The organism is Acinetobacter pittii (assembly GCF_022449185.1).
Taxonomy (GTDB): Bacteria; Pseudomonadota; Gammaproteobacteria; order Pseudomonadales; family Moraxellaceae; genus Acinetobacter; species Acinetobacter pittii_I.
Genome location: NZ_JAKUKO010000005.1, coordinates 1 through 15,398 on the forward strand (window position 1 = coordinate 1; position 15,398 = coordinate 15,398).

Genomic DNA, 15,398 nt, shown 5'->3' on the forward strand with positions numbered 1-15,398 from the left:
GCGTTTACCGGTCATGGTCGAGTTTAATGACGGACAAGTTGGTGTAATTGATAAGGCCGATACTCAAGGAAATGTCAGTATCCAGTTTAGTGGAGATCGTGGCCTTTCCCAAAATTTAAGCTTAGATGTCTTAAAAACAACAATTAAGAATGTCTATATTCTGCGTCCTGAAACGTCTATTCCCGATGCGCGTATTGATGAATATATCAAACCATACGAAGCAAGCTGGTTCTGGTCAATTGTTTTAAGAGACTGGAAACGCTACGTTGACATTATGTTTGCCTCACTGATTGCCAACGTATTGGCACTGGCAACCATTATTTTCTCAATGCAAGTGTATGACCGTGTTGTTCCATCTCAGTCTATCCCGACTCTATGGGTGTTGGCAGGTGGTGTACTCATTGCAGCACTTTTTGAGTTTACCTTGCGTATATCACGAGTGTACTTATCCGATATTATTGGTAAACGTGCTGACTTACGGGTGTCTGACCGTGTATTTGGTCATGCCCTACGCATCAAGAATAAAGACCGTTCAAAATCTACAGGTAGTTTTATTTCCCAGATTCGTGAACTCGAAGGTGTTCGTGAACTGGTGACTTCAACCACCATTAGTGCAATTGCCGATTTCCCATTCTTTTTCCTGTTCCTGATCATTTTTGCGATTATTGGTGGAAAACTGTTTTGGGTGATGTTGTTGGTTGTGCCACTTATGCTTTTGCCAGGTATTCTGGCACAGAAGAAGCTGGCGCAACTCGCACAAGAGGGCATGAGAGAATCATCAATCCGTAATGCCATTCTTGTTGAAGCGGTGCAGGGTATTGAAGATATTAAGCTATTACGTGCTGAGTCTCGCTTCCAAAACCAGTGGAACCACATGAACGAAGTTTCAGCCGATATCGGGATGAGACAGCGTAAAATTGTCGGTACCTTAATGGCATGGACTCAAATGCTTCAAGGGTTAACCTATGCAATTGTGGTGTTGGTAGGATGTTTTGCCGTGATGGATGGTGAAATGACTACAGGTGCGTTAGTAGCTTGTTCTATTTTATCTTCACGTATGTTGGCACCGATTGCCCAAATCACAGGTGTTTTAGGGCGTTTACAGCAAGCAAAAGTCGCCAAACAAAGCCTTGATGAACTCATGCAACGTCCGATCGATCAGGCAGACCGTTCGCATCTGGTACACAAAGCAGTTTTAAATGGCGATTACGAATTAAAAAATGTCTTATTCCAATATGGAGAAGAAGACCCGAAACCAAGTTTGGCAATCCGTCATTTAAAAATTCGTGCAGGTGAAAAAATTGCCATATTGGGGCGTAACGGTGCAGGTAAATCAACACTGCTCCAGCTTCTATCGGGTATGCAAGTTCCAACTCAAGGCACAGTACATTTAGATGGTCTGGATCTTTCATTAATTGATCCGTCTGATGTACGTCGTGATATGGGTTTACTGAACCAGAATGCGCACCTTTTCTACGGTACGATTCGTGAAAACCTCACTTTAGGTGCACCGCTTGCAACGGATGAAGAGATTCTTCGTGCATTAGTCGTGACTGGTGCATTACCTTTTGTCCAAGAGAAAAAAGAAGGGCTAGATCACCTGATTTTAGAAGGTGGTGTTGGTTTCTCTGGTGGTCAGAAACAAGCGTTGTTACTGGCTCGTCTATTGATTCGTCAACCTAACATTTTATTGTTAGACGAACCTACAGCAGCGATTGATGACGTGGCAGAGAAACAACTGATTGATCATTTAAAAGGTTGGCTGGCACATCGGACCTTGGTCGTTGCGACCCACCGCCGCGCTGTATTAGAACTTGTAGACCGTATTATTGTCGTGAATGAAGGCAAAATCGTGATGGACGGTCCAAGAGATCAGGTACTCAATCAATCAACAGCCCAACAAAAACAAGTGAGCCAAGGGGGTAATTCATGAGCGAACCACAACAAGAACAACAACTCACCCGTTCAATGAATGTCTCTTATAGTGAGCCACCGTTACCACGTGCCAGTTTAGTGATCTGGATTGTGGGCATTGGCTTGGTTATTTTCTTTATCTGGGCGTGGGTATTTAAACTTGAAGAAGTTTCTACCGGTACAGGTAAAGTCATTCCATCATCTAAAGAGCAGGTTATTCAGTCTTTAGAAGGCGGTATTTTAACCAAGCTGAATGTACAAGAAGGTGACATCGTTCAAAAAGGCGAAATTCTTGCGCAGCTTGATCCAACCCGTTTTGCATCAAATGTTGGTGAATCAAAATCTTTACTGATCTCTGCTCAGGCGACAGCAGCGCGTTTACGTGCGGAAGTAAACGGTACACCTTTGGTTTTTCCTGAAATTGTGATGAAAGAACCAAAGTTAGTACAAGAAGAAACTGCATTATATCGCTCACGACGTGCTGATCTTGAACAAACGCTTGCAGGTTTAAGACAGGCGTTACAACTGGTGCAACAAGAACTAGCAATGACAGAACCGCTGGTGGCTAAAGGTGCAGCTAGTGAGGTTGAGGTTTTACGTTTACGTCGTGAAGCAAACGACCTGCAAAACAAAATGAATGATGCGCAAAACCAGTACTATGTGAAAGCGCGTGAAGAGTTATCTAAAGCCAATACCGATAGCGAAACGCAACAACAAATCGTGCTCGGTCGTAGTGACAGTTTAGATCGTGCAGTGTTTAGAGCACCGGTACGTGGTGTTGTAAAAGAAATTGCAGTCACTACCCATGGTGGTGTGATTCCGCAAAATGGTAAATTGATGACGATTGTACCGATTGATGAGCAATTGCTTATTGAAGCGCGTATTTTGCCGCGTGACATTGCCTTTATTCGTCCGGGGCAAGAAGCGCTGGTTAAGATCACTGCCTATGACTACTCAATTTATGGTGGTTTAAAAGGGAAGGTTACGGTTATTTCACCAGACACGATTCGTGATGAAGTAAAACAGGATCAATTCTATTATCGTGTTTATATCCGCACTGATTCTGACAAGCTTTACAATAAAGAAGGTAAAGCGTTTGGTATTACACCGGGTATGGTGGCAACAGTAGATATTCGTACTGGTCAAAAAACAGTACTTGATTACTTACTTAAACCATTTAATAAAGCCAAAGAAGCGCTACGAGAAAGATAATAAAAAAGCCCCGAGATTCGGGGCTTTTTTATAGGTTTGATTCTATTAAATTCACGTTATAATTTGATTTTTATTGTGCTTTATCTTATTTATGGCTTTTACGATTGCATCACAGATTACATTTGAAGAAGAAATTAAAAAAAGTAGATTTCAGGCGATTGCTGCGCCAGTAGAAAATGAACAGCAGGTTAAAGAATTTTTAGAATACAACAAGGATATCTCGACCACTCACCAATGTTGGGCTTGGAAAATTGGGCATAACGTACGCTTTAACGATGATGGTGAACCGTCAGGAACAGCAGGCCGTCCAATCTTGGCGACTATTGAAGGGAATGACCTGACGAATATTATTGTGATGGTTAACCGCTGGTATGGCGGTATAAAACTGGGAACGGGTGGCCTTGTTAGAGCATACGGTGGCTGTGCTGGACAATGTTTATTATTGGCTGAACGTATTGAACTGATTGCAAAGAAGACGATTCACTTTTCTTGTCATTTTAATGAGTGGGCCATATTTCAATATGAACTGAATCAACAACAGATTGAATATCAGGAAACCTACACGGCAACAGGTGTAGATATCGAAGCGAGACTACAGATACATCAAATTGAACCGCTCGCCTTAAAACTCAGAGACGTAACACGTGGTCGTGAAGAATTAAAAATTGAAGAGGAATTAACTGATGACTGATTCCTTACTGAAATATCGTGAGCAACATAAGCACCGCTTAAACTATATGCCATGGTTATATTGGTCTTTAAAACCTAAAAACCGTGCTTGGGCTGAAGAGTGGCAAAAAGAATATCAAGCTTATTTAATGGATATGGAAACAGTTGAGATTGGTGAAAATTCTTTTATTTCACCGCTAGCACATATTTTTGCTGAACCAGGCCGCAAAATTATTATTGGGGATAATAGTTTTATTGCGGCTGATTGCACATTGCATGGACCGCTGGAAATCGGCAATGAAGTCGCAATTAACCATCATTGTATTTTAGATGGGGGACGAACGGGCATAAAGTTGCATGATCAAGTCCGTATTGCCGCGTATTGCCATTTATATGCATTTGATCATGGGATTCAACTAGACCGTCCACTTTACCAACAGCCAGTTACGTCCAAAGGAATTGAAATTGAGCAAGACGTTTGGTTGGGGGCGCATGTGGGAATTAAAGATGGTATAAAAATCGGTAAACATGCTGTGGTCGGGATGAATAGTATGGTGACTAAAGATGTTGAGCCCTACCATATTGTTGGCGGAAATCCCGCAAAATTTATTCGCTTAAGAGAATAATGCAGTCTTAAGAATGTAATAAAATGTTTGATCTTTAAACAAAAAAGTTGGTTTTTATACATAAACCTTAACATACCAATTTTTATCTATGTTAAGTTAAAGCTAAGTTTTAATAATAATCTCCAAGGCAATAGACCTGAAGAAGAGAGGCTAACATGAACCGTGTTATTGCGTGTATTGACTCATCACCGTGTATTAATGCTATTGCTGATGCAGCAGCATGGGTTGCTAAAGCAACCGGACGGGAACTTGTATTATTACAAATTCTGGACTATTACCCAGCCAGTTACCATCTTGGTGAAATTAGTGGGGTAATCGGCTTTGAAAGCAATGCAATGCTGCTAAAAGAGTTAGCTGAGCTAGAGCAAAAACAAAGTGAACTCGCGTTAGATTATAGTAATAATTTACTCCGCCATATTTCTGATCTTATTCAAGAAAAACACGGAATTACTAGTTCAAAAATTCAAGAAAAAGGTGATTTTTTAGAACAAAGTTTTAATCTCTTACATGAGAATGACATCGTTATTTTAGGTCGAGTCGGGGAAAGAGCAGCCGAAAAACATAAACCAATCGGTAGCAATGTTGAAAACTTCATTCGTGGTGCGAACTGTACTGTTTTGACCATTGGTGAAAATTTTAAAGTGCCAACACGATTTATCTTTGCTTATGAATATTCGCCAACTTGTCAAAAAATGATGCGCCGTATTGCCCAAAGTGACTTATTGCGAACACTGCAATGTCATTTGGTGTATGTAGGTGATCATCCAGAAATATTAAATGAACCAGAACATTATCTTAAACAAGCGGGGCTCGATGTAGTCACCGTTTACCGTTATGGCGATGTTGCACAAAATATTTTAGAGTACCAACAAGAGCACGGTATTCAGATCATTGTGCTAGGAGCATTTAGCCATAGCAAAATTCACCAGTTCTTCTTGGGAAGTATTGCGACAACTATATTCCGAAACGCGACTGTACCATTACTCGTCGCTAAATGATGAGATTTGCATATAGTTATCCGCAAATCTTGTGGATAACTATATGGAAAAGCAACAGTAATAAAAGTAATTAATTGATTATAAATAATAAAATAAAAAAGATGATTTTTTAACCATTATTTCACAATTGCAATTGCGAAGCCATCATGACCTTTTGAGCCAACTGTTTGTAAGGCTGTACAAGACAATATTTGCGGATGATTTTCTAAGGCTTTAAACATTTCACGGATGCCTTCAATACTCGGTTTTTTATTGTCAGGATTTAAAATATCACCTGCTCGAATTACATTATCGAGTACGATAATCGTACCTGATCTTGAGAATTTCAGACTCAATTCTAAATATTCAGGATAACCCTGTTTATCTGCATCAATGAAAATAAAATCAAAAGGCTCGATAGATTGAGGATCAATCGCAGAAAGGATATCTGCAGCACGGCCAGCTCGAAGATCAACTTTTACAGGAAGATTGGCATGATCGATATTTTTTTGTGCCATTTCTGCATGAGTAGCACGGCCTTCTATTGTGAGTAAATAACCATCTTCAGGTAAGGCACGACCTAACCAGATGGTACTGTATGCAGCAAAGGTTCCGATTTCTAAAACTCGTTTGCATTTATTCATTTGAATAAGCATCTGCAAGAACATTCCTTGGTTAGGAGCCACTGCAAGATGATTTGAAAAGCCGTGTTCGTCGGTATTCTTTAATGCATATTCGAGTCGCGGGTCTTCGGGAATTAAATGTGAATCGATATATTGGTCAATGTCTGTCCACATCTGCTGCATAATCAAATTTACCTATATGTTGATCGGGCTATTTTAAACGTTTATGCATAGAGTGCAAAAATCTTCGTTTCAAGAAATTTTGGTTGATTGGGAAATGAACAATAAAAAAACTCCTTTCAGTTGAAAGGAGTTTTTTTATTAAAAATTACACATCGAACTGTTTCGGGTGAGGTCAGGGCCCCAAGTACGATAGCCTTGAGTATCAATATGAATCTGCCCCGAACTATATAGACCAATACCCATATTTAAGCTTTGACCATGCTGAGCCCAGAACTGACAAAGTTTAAACTTGGTATTTTCGATAAATGCATAATCTTGAGCTTGTGGGAACTCAGGGCCAATACGGAAATCGATTGCCGAGTTAAATAAATGTTTAGATGAGCTTGCACCGCCTGCACATTCATTTAAAGGTAAGTCTCGGTAAACCGAGGTCACTTCAAAGTCGGTGAGAACTTTTGCTGCAACTAAATATTTAAATACGCGTAGGGTAGATAAAGAATTTCCCCATAATTCGCGGTTAGGTACTGCATATTCAGAGCGGCCACATTTTTGCCAATCACGTGCTGAACGTAATAACTCAAAGCTTGGCACAATACCTGCAACGTTATTTCGGGTTAAGAATTTTTCGTATTCACGAACACGTTGGTAATTTTCACCATAACTTAACCAACTTCGATAAGATGCAGGCTCAACTTTAGGGGGAATTGGGCGCTCGATAATAACGCGCTCTTGTGGAATAAAGATTCGTTTACCACTTGGAGAGGTTTTGCCTGTTGTTGTGTGTTGGGGAGAGCTGACACAACCTACCATAATCGCTGGGATTATGCATAAGGGCACCAGACACTGCAAAAACTTCCGCATAAGAAAAATTAAGCACTTATAAATATTGCGGGTATTTTAATGCAAAACAGTGCACAAATTACGAGGAATTTGCAATGAAATGTTTGAATAGGGTATAAAAAAAGATCAGCAGTTGCTGATCTTTTCTGAAATTACTTTTCAAGATATTGTAATTTATCAGGTTTTCCGTTCCATTCTTCACGGTCAGCTGGTTGATCGCCAATTTGAGTAATGTTAGGCCATTTTTGAGAAAGTTCAGCATTTAATTCAATAAATACTTCTTGACCTTCAGGTAACTCATCTTCAGAGAAAATTGCATTTGCCGGGCATTCTGGTTCACATAATGCACAGTCAATACATTCATCCGGATTAATCACTAGGAAATTCGGACCTTCGTAAAAACAGTCTACAGGACAAACTTCTACGCAATCTTGGTATTTACATTTAATACAATTTTCAGTGACAACAAAGGTCATGGCGACAGCTACCTAAAAAATATGGTTTCATTTCGAATAGCTTATTTTAGGCAAAAAAGGGGTAAACAAACAATTGCTTTTATTGATATTCTTTATTCATGCATATGAAGATAAGTTAATACGTTGATAATCAAACAGATCTTCTATGGTGAATAGAGCGTAATCTATAAAATCAAAATAATAATATATTTTATAAAACAATAACTTAAAAAATATTTTATTTAATTATTTAGATGTCATTTAAGTCAAGGCGTCTATTTTATTAAACGCCTTAACTTTTTATTTTTTCTTTTACAAATTTTGATTTACGGTTTTTTTCCTAAAAAACTTAAATTTTAGAGCTAAAGCTTACATAGTAAATGGATATCTTCAGGTTCGAGCTGCCAAAGTTGTTGATCTGGAGTACTTAACGGTTGCGCGCCATGCTTCATATAGAAGTCTACAGTGCGTCGACTTGGGGTTGCTGAAATATACAGTTGGTCTGCACCGAGTTGCTTGGCTGACTCTTTTGCGGCTTGCATAAGCTTAGCTCCAATGCCTTGACCTTGTTGGTTTGCATCGACATAGAAATAGTGGAGTAATTTTGCTTGGGGGTAATCCGCTATAAGTTGATTTGAGACTACGCTTATACCAACGAGCTTTTCAGAAGCATCAAATGCACCGACAAATATTGAACCTTGTGCAAAGAGTTGTTTGAGTTTAGGTGGGTCATTTTCTAAATGATATGAATCCCAATTTTGTACATCAAAAAAACAATCAACCAATTCTAGCTTTTGCTGTTTTTGTATGTAGTTTTGAGTGATTAATTCACGGCGGCTAATGTGCTGCCAAATAAGATCGATTTCTGAATTTTGTAAAGATCTTAAGATCATATAAATATTATTCTCCGATATGAATAAGCAGACCTAAGCCTGCTTATTCGGAATTACTTTATTAAGATTTGAGTGCAGCTTTTAACTCGTAAAGTTGTTCAAGTGCCTGACGAGGCGATAAGTTATCGACTTCAATTTGTTTAAGTAAATCTAGAGCAGGGGATGAAACTTCGATCTCGACAACTTTCTCTATGATTTGTGAACCAGAGTTTGCATCTGGTGGAGCAAACAAATCATTTTGAAAGCTGGTTTGTAGATGTTGTTGCTGCTGTTTTTCTAAAATGCGTAAACGCTTCTGCGCTTCTTTAATAACATTGGCAGGAATACCCGCTAATTTTGCAACTTGTAAACCATGACTTTGGCTTGCAGGGCCTTGTTGAACTTTATGCAATAAAATCAGATTGCCATTCAGTTCTTGCGCCGTGACATGATAGTTATCGATTCCTGCTTCACTACCAAGTTCGGTCAACTCAAAATAATGAGTCGCGAATAAACATAAACATTTTACGCGCTTGGTTAAGTCGACCACACATGCCCATGCTAAAGATAAACCGTCATAGGTACTGGTTCCACGGCCAACCTCATCCATTAACACCAGTGACTGGTTGGTGGCATGATGCAGAATTTGCGAAGTTTCAGTCATCTCGACCATAAAGGTTGATTTGCCTGTAGATAAATCGTCGGCTGAACCAATACGTGTAAAAATTCGGTCAATTGGACCAAGTTTGACGGCTTTAGCCGGAACATAGCTACCGCAATAAGCAAGTAAACTGATTAATGCTGTTTGGCGCATGAAGGTTGATTTACCGCCCATGTTTGGACCGGTAATAATTGCCATGCGGTGCTGAGCATCAAGGAAAGTGTCATTTGGGGTAAATGGTGCTTTATTTAATGCTTCAACGACAGGATGACGACCTGCCTGAATTTTAATGCCCGTTTCCGGAGTAAATTCAGGGCGCGCCCAATTGTTTAAACGTGCTTGATGAGCAAAGTTTGCAATGACATCAATTTGAGCAATTGCTGAACTCATCATTTGTAGATGAGCGATATTTTCGCGAAGGTTTTCAAGCAAAGCTTCGAATAATGCTTTTTCACGTGACAGCGCACGTGACTCGCTCGACAGGACTTTATCTTCAAAACTCTTAAGCTCAGGGGTAATGTAGCGTTCAGCATTCTTTAAAGTCTGACGACGAATATAGTCGGCTGGCGCTTGTTCTGCTTGAGCACGAGTGAGTTCGATGTAGTAACCGCTTACACGGTTATAGCCGATTTTAAGGGTATTAATGCCTGTACGTTCACGCTCTTTAATTTCTAGATCAATTAAGAATTGACCTGCATGATCACGAATTTGGCGTAATTCATCAAGCTCAGCATCATATCCCTCTGCAATTACATTGCCATCACGAAGTAATACCGGTGGGTTTTCAACAATAGCTGCCATTAAATGTTGATGAAGTGCTTTGAAGTCTCCAAGTTCTTCATCTAGTTGAACTAATAACTTAGATTTCTTCGCTTGAATGACTGGAGTTAACGCCGTTCTTAAAGCTGGAATTTGTGCACATGCATGACGAAGTTGCACTAAATCACGTGGTCGCGCACTGCCTAGCGCAACGCGGCTAAGCACACGTTCAATATCACCAATTTCTTTAAGCACTAAACGAACTGGGTTTTCGTGATATCCCTGAATGAGTTGCTCAATCGCATCTAAACGAGCATCAAGCAATGCAGTATCACGTACTGGTTGCATGAGTGTGCGGCTTAATAGACGGCCACCCATTGCAGTTTGGCAATCATTTACCAGTTGAAATAATGATGTTCCGTGTTCAAATAATGGTTCAATAATTTCTAAGTTGCGACGTGTAATTGGGTCGAGCGCAATAAAGTCGGTACTTTGTTCAAGTTGGATTGAACGAATATGCGGTAATGCAGTTTTTTGGGTTTCTTTTGCATAGTGAATAAGCGCAGCGGCAGCAGCTTTGGCTAAAGGTAATGGGTCTAAACCAAAACCTGAAAGTGTCGATACAGTAAACTGATCACATAAGGTTTTTTGTGCATTATTTAGATTGAAGTCTACATTTGGACGTTTAGTAACAGGGCAATCTAAATGCTTTTTAATTTGTTCGATAATATTGGTGTCGACCAAATCTTCATCAATCAAGATCTCACTTGGCATTAAACGCGCAAGTTCAATAGGTAATTGTTCTGGCTTGTAATCTTGTTGTTGAACTTTAAAAATGCCTGCACTTAAGTCGAGTAAAGCAAAACCGATCTGGTTTTGATGAATGCACAATGAAACGAGATTAGATGATTGATAACTGCTGAGTAATGCATCATCAGTTAATGTACCAGGGGTAAGAATACGAACAACTTTACGTTCAACAGGGCCTTTGCCTGTTACTTCTCCAACTTGTTCGCAAATAGCTACCGTGCGGCCGGCTTTGACAAGACGCGCCAAATAACCTTCTGCTGAGTGATAGGGAACACCCGCCATTGGAATAGGTCGGCCACTGGCTTTGCCACGATGGGTTAAGGTAATGCCTAAAAGTTTGGCTGCTAAATGAGCATCTTCAAAGAAGAGTTCATAAAAGTCACCCATACGGTAGAACAGCAACGCATGTTGATAGTCCGTTTTAACTTTGAGATATTGCTGCATCATAGGTGTGTGAGAAGATAAGTCAGCCATGATTTCAGCGCTATTCATGCGTATTAAACCCTTAAAAAATCAGTAATATTTTACGTTTGGTCATCTAACCAATTCTAACAACTTCTGTGTAAATCTGACTTAATCTAAGAAAAAAGTATACCTTTTAGTGTACTTTTTTTATTTCAAAATTCAGTCAAAAGTGTGTGAGAATAACTTCTTTCTCACTGTAGCCATCTTAACAAATTGAGGCTGATTGGCAAAAAGGATTCCTAAAATTAGTGAGGAAATAAGCAACAAAAAGAAAGTGGCCAAAAGTGGCTTTAGTAGCTTGGTTAATAGACAAGATCAAGATGGGTGATCCTTTGAAGTTATAGTGGGGAATGTACTGGTTTACAAATATTTATGAAAAGACAGGTCTTATGAAGATATATCACTCAATTTCTGCTGCATAAAATCAATGAGTGCTCTTGTTTTAGTGGGTAAGTAACGCCGATCTGAATAAAGTGCGAACAATTGCAATGGAGCTGCCGATTGCTCAAACTCAACCTCGATTAACCGTCCATCATTAACGAAGGGCTGGCAGGCTTGTTTCGATAGAATTGCAAAACCTATACCTGATAGCGCAGCTTGTCCAGCCATCTCTCCGCTGTTTACCCGATAATGTCCTTTAACCTTGATGGTCTCGAATTCACCCTTTTTATTAACAAATTGCCAAGGAGCACCTTTTAGGGCATTTACCGTTGTAATACAGGGTAGTTCTTCAAATTGTTGGATATGAGAAGGGATGCCATAACGCTGAATGATGGAGGGGGCTGCAACAATGGTGTACGGGATGGTCAACAGATGACGGGCGATGTAGTCACTGTTATCCATCTGGCCACGGGTGACAATGATAGCTAAATCCAGATCATCTCGCAGGGACTCTAAACCTGATAAATTTGTGATGCAGCTGATCTCTAGGTCTGGATACTGACAGGCGAACTCGGCAATAACAGAACCTAGTAATGCAGGACCTATTTCATTGGGAATACAGATACGCAATGGACCCTTGAGTTGCATTTGTCGCAATGTTAATTCTGTCTCAGTTTGCTCAAGTGCCTCTAGTAATGGCTTTGCTCTGGTATAGAGTAGATGTCCCGACTGAGTGAGTTTCATATGTCGGGTGCTACGTTCAATGAGCTGAAGATCCAGTTTTTCTTCTAATTGAGAAATATAGCGACTAACGTTTGATGTCGGCATTTCAAGGAGCTTCGATGCCCCAACAAAACTTTCTTTTTCCACCACAGCAATAAATACTTTCAGGGCATTAAAATCCAAAGTCGGACGCATCAATTGTCCCATATTTGATAATAATAAATGCCATTTTTACCACATAATAAACATTCTTGATAGTAGTTAAACTTGGATATCTTTTATCTATAGGTGGCTTGCTATGCCCTTAGCTACACAAACATTTCACTACAAAGCTCTCATGCAGATAGCGATAGCGATTGCTTTTGTTCAGTTCACTAATGCACTGGAATATATGGTGTTCAATCCTATTTTTGTTTTTATGGCAACAGATTTCGCAGTGCCTGTCTCATTCTCAGGCTATGTGTCTGGTATGTACACACTTGGTGCCGTGATTTCGGGAGTTACTGCTTTTTACTGGATTGATCGTTTTAATAAGAAACATTTTTTAATCATTAATATGGCACTGTTAGGCCTACTAACACTTTTAAGTACATTCACAACCAGTTTTAGTCTTCTGCTTGCACTACGATTTTGTGCAGGATTGGTTGGCGGTACGACAATGGGAGTGGGTATAAGTATATTAATAAACAATGCACCGCCTAATTTACGAGGAAAAATGTTAGCGACGGTGATCGCGTCATTTTCAATAGTAAGTATTGTAGGAATGCCCACTATATTATTTTTATGTACACATTACAGTTGGCATGTGGCTTTGTGGCTTATAAGTGCATTGTGTGTATTGGCGTTGCCATTAATTGTATCCATCATAACCAAAGACCAAGCCTCTTTAGACATGCTTCTTGCGCCATCTTTAGATGCAGATACTATACTGTTCGCCTCTGGTAATGCGCTCGTACAGTTTAGTCCTATGCTCGTCATTCCTATTTTAGCACCATTAATGATACAGCAGTTGGGCGCTTCCCAAGACCTACTACCTTGGCTCTTCTTTAGCGGGGGCGTGATAGGTTATTTATCTACAAAAATTACAGGGATGTTAACCTCTCGTTTTTCTGCTTTAATGCTGGCTACAGGTTCAACCATAGTTTTTATATTGAGTTTACTGATACCATTTTTAGGCTATCAGCATGCAGCGCTTTTTATTAGTTTATTTCTCGGTGCATCTTACTGTCGTTTGGTGTCATCTTCGGTGGTTACGATTCAGTTTCCTGATGATCGGCAACGAGCTGGATTCTCTTCATTACAGTCGTCAATCATGTATTTGATGACAACAGTTGCATTTTTCTTATCTGCCTTTTTATTACCTGCTCATGGCATGACGCCACAAAGTGTAAATACGTTACTGGTGGTATGCGCAATTTCCTCAGCAGGATTCCCAATATTGGTTATTATTTTGCAAAAGAAGCTGGCTAAACGTGTGCCCATAAGCTAATTCTAAAGTCACTATTTTTCCGTACATTAAAATAGTGTCGATTAAAAAAATTTTGGCCTCTGGCTCATCATCCATTTGAACACTACATTTTTCTGAAGTTATCTCAATATGTTCTGGTATGTGAGTCTTGAAGGTCGAATACTTTCTATTGGAAAAATTATAGCAAGGAATATAAGACCAATAAGTTGACTTCAAATTGTGGCTTGAGTGGTCTGAGGTCAAGTTTTTTTCAAGATACTTAAGCAATATGGTTTGCGTAACTTCAAACAAATACTGAAATATTTCGAATCAGAGTATGAATTGCCTACGTCAGTCATTGTCTCGCGCAAAAGTATGCTGAATATAAATAGAGGAGTCATTCATGGGTACGCGTTCAACCATTATGGATACCAATAGCTTTCGTCCAGAACATGCTGCTGAGCTGGATCATGCTACCCGAAAACTGACAGATAAAAGAAATAAAATTTTAGGTGAATCCTATCGCTTGTTTTATCGTAATCCCGTGCATCTGGTGAAAGGACAGGGGCAATATTTATGGGATGCAGCAGGTCATAAATATCTAGATGTTTACAACAATGTTGCCAGCATTGGTCATTGTCATCCTGCGGTGATTGAAGCGGTAAATGAGCAAATGAAAATGCTCAATACCCATACCCGTTATTTACATGAAAATATTTTGGATTATACCGAAGAACTCTTACAAACCACTCCCGATGAAATTGACCGTGCCATGTATATGTGTACGGGTTCGGAAGCAAATGATTTAGCGATTCGTATTGCCCGTGAATATAGCGGCGGCACAGGAATCATTGTGTCTCAAGAATCCTATCATGGAACCAGTAGCTTAACCTCAGGATGCTCTCCAGCGCTTGGAACTGAGCAGCCTTTAGATGCGACAACTCGTCTAGTTCCAGCACCCGATTATTATCGAATACAAACTGATGATTTGGGCACATGGTTCGCACAGCAAATCCAGCAACAAATTGATGATATGAACGCAAAAGGCATCAAGTTTGCAGGTTTTTTAGCGGACTCAATATTCTCTTCTGACGGTGTCATGCCTAATCCTGTTGGGTTCTTACAAAAAGCAGTTGATGTTGTGCATGCCAATGGCGGTATCTTTATTGCCGATGAAGTACAACCAGGTTTTGCGCGCACTGGCGATTCGTTCTGGGGCTTTGGTCGCCACAATGTTGTGCCTGATATCATTACCACAGGTAAACCAATGGGTAACGGGGTGCCAGTGTCAGGGCTTTTAGCCAAGAGTGAAGTCCTTGCTGCTTTTAGCGATAAAATTCCATATTTTAATACCTTTGGCGGTAATCCTGTTTCTATGGCAGCGGCACAGGCTGTACTTAAAGTCATTCAGGAAGAAGAATTGCAAACCCATAGTAAATATGTGGGAGGGCTACTTCTCAAAGAACTCACTAAACTTATGGATAAACATGAGATGGTCGGTGATGTCCGTGGCGCTGGTTTGTTTATAGGGTTTGAACTGGTTAAAGATAGAGTCACAAAAGAGCCGAATAAAGCATTGGCTTTGAACCTTATTGAAGAGCTCAGAAACACTCATCGAGTTTTAACCTCGGTTGCAGGTCCTTATGGCAATGTATTGAAACTGCGCCCACCTTTGGCTTTCCAAATAAAAGATATCGATTGGTTAGTCGGCGCTTTGGATCAAGCCTTAACAAAATTAAAGTAAGACCTTCTATAAAAAATACCCTTCAAGTTGGATGTTA

13 protein-coding genes are annotated in these 15,398 nt (G+C 39.9%); 7 read left to right on the forward strand and 6 right to left on the reverse strand.

Annotated features, from left to right (window positions below):
• From paxB to MKX14_RS12020, 5 genes are all read left to right on the forward strand, one after another.
• On the forward strand, positions 1-1,933 hold a 1,933-nt coding region (gene paxB, locus MKX14_RS12000), incomplete at its 5' end, for a type I secretion system permease/ATPase (protein ID WP_240282523.1).
• A complete protein-coding gene (locus tag MKX14_RS12005) occupies positions 1,930-3,126 on the forward strand; it encodes an HlyD family efflux transporter periplasmic adaptor subunit (protein ID WP_133480571.1) in 1,197 nt (398 codons plus the stop codon). The genes paxB and MKX14_RS12005, both read left to right, overlap by 4 nt.
• Before the next feature lie 91 nt (positions 3,127-3,217).
• A complete protein-coding gene (locus MKX14_RS12010) occupies positions 3,218-3,817 on the forward strand; it encodes an IMPACT family protein (RefSeq protein ID WP_032003907.1) in 600 nt (199 codons plus the stop codon).
• Positions 3,810-4,421 (forward strand): acyltransferase, encoded by a 612-nt coding sequence (locus MKX14_RS12015; protein ID WP_240282524.1) that lies wholly within the window; start codon positions 3,810-3,812, stop codon positions 4,419-4,421. Before MKX14_RS12010 ends, MKX14_RS12015 begins: the two co-directional genes overlap by 8 nt.
• Positions 4,422-4,576: 155 nt before the next feature.
• Positions 4,577-5,419, forward strand: coding sequence for a universal stress protein (locus MKX14_RS12020; RefSeq protein WP_002115820.1), 843 nt, complete (start codon positions 4,577-4,579; stop codon positions 5,417-5,419).
• Between the two features lie 116 nt (positions 5,420-5,535).
• On the opposite strand, the gene MKX14_RS12025 is transcribed toward MKX14_RS12020, so the two are convergent.
• From MKX14_RS12025 to MKX14_RS12050, 6 genes are all read right to left on the reverse strand, one after another.
• Positions 5,536-6,204 carry an O-methyltransferase gene (locus MKX14_RS12025; RefSeq protein WP_002115787.1) on the reverse strand — a complete coding sequence of 223 codons (669 nt, stop codon included), beginning with the start codon at positions 6,202-6,204 and terminating at the stop codon, positions 5,536-5,538.
• 138 nt (positions 6,205-6,342) lie between these two features.
• Positions 6,343-7,065, reverse strand: a complete 723-nt coding sequence (locus MKX14_RS12030) for a D-Ala-D-Ala carboxypeptidase family metallohydrolase (RefSeq protein WP_213067208.1) — start codon at positions 7,063-7,065, stop codon at positions 6,343-6,345.
• A gap of 131 nt (positions 7,066-7,196) precedes the next feature.
• The gene (fdxA, locus tag MKX14_RS12035) at positions 7,197-7,520 is read right to left on the reverse strand and encodes a ferredoxin FdxA (RefSeq protein WP_002051033.1); all 324 of its coding nucleotides are present in this window, start codon (positions 7,518-7,520) and stop codon (positions 7,197-7,199) included.
• Between the two features lie 341 nt (positions 7,521-7,861).
• Positions 7,862-8,392 carry a GNAT family N-acetyltransferase gene (locus tag MKX14_RS12040; protein WP_240282525.1) on the reverse strand — a complete coding sequence of 177 codons (531 nt, stop codon included), beginning with the start codon at positions 8,390-8,392 and terminating at the stop codon, positions 7,862-7,864.
• Between the two features lie 61 nt (positions 8,393-8,453).
• Positions 8,454-11,093: a DNA mismatch repair protein MutS gene (mutS, locus tag MKX14_RS12045; protein WP_002115830.1), complete on the reverse strand. Its 2,640-nt coding sequence runs from the start codon at positions 11,091-11,093 to the stop codon at positions 8,454-8,456.
• A 360-nt stretch (positions 11,094-11,453) separates the two neighbouring features.
• A complete protein-coding gene (locus MKX14_RS12050; RefSeq protein ID WP_240282526.1) occupies positions 11,454-12,365 on the reverse strand; it encodes a LysR family transcriptional regulator in 912 nt (303 codons plus the stop codon).
• Positions 12,366-12,468: 103 nt separating this feature from the next.
• Here MKX14_RS12050 and MKX14_RS12055 point away from each other — a divergent pair, with 103 nt between their 5' ends.
• Together MKX14_RS12055 and MKX14_RS12060 are read left to right on the forward strand one after the other, a co-directional pair.
• Entirely contained in the window at positions 12,469-13,659 is a 1,191-nt protein-coding gene (locus MKX14_RS12055; RefSeq protein ID WP_240282527.1) for an MFS transporter, read from the forward strand.
• Positions 13,660-14,020: 361 nt separating this feature from the next.
• Positions 14,021-15,361 carry an aspartate aminotransferase family protein gene (locus MKX14_RS12060; protein WP_240282528.1) on the forward strand — a complete coding sequence of 447 codons (1,341 nt, stop codon included), beginning with the start codon at positions 14,021-14,023 and terminating at the stop codon, positions 15,359-15,361.
• The last annotated feature ends 37 nt before the right edge of the window (positions 15,362-15,398 follow it).